Origin of the sequence: Achromobacter sp. SIMBA_011 (genome assembly GCF_046535435.1) — a bacterium.
In the GTDB taxonomy this organism is placed as follows: domain Bacteria; phylum Pseudomonadota; class Gammaproteobacteria; order Burkholderiales; family Burkholderiaceae_B; genus Achromobacter; species Achromobacter dolens.
Genome location: NZ_JAWRWN010000740.1, coordinates 1 through 259 on the forward strand (window position 1 = coordinate 1; position 259 = coordinate 259).

The 259-nt window shown below is 54.1% G+C and carries 1 pseudogene; it reads left to right on the forward strand.

Annotation, left to right across the window (positions count from 1 at the left end):
* A pseudogene (locus SB816_RS32940) lies at window positions 1-259 on the forward strand (hypothetical protein); the annotation flags it as partial.

The following is a 259-nucleotide window of genomic DNA, read 5'->3' on the forward strand; positions in this document are numbered from 1 at the left end:
CGCATCCTGTCATTCAAGAAGAGCCTCAACGCCTTGCTGATTGCGGCGGGGTTGGAGAAGGACAATCGCGGCGTTCGTCGCACGTCATATTCATTCCGGCACTTCTATATCTCGCAGATGCTCGCCAACAACGTTTCCGTTCACCACGTTGCACGCAATACCCGCACGTCACTCGCGATGATCGACAAGCATTATGCACAGGTGAACACCGAGCAGATCAAAGACTTCCTACGGCCCGGACAGGAGGAATATGCCAATG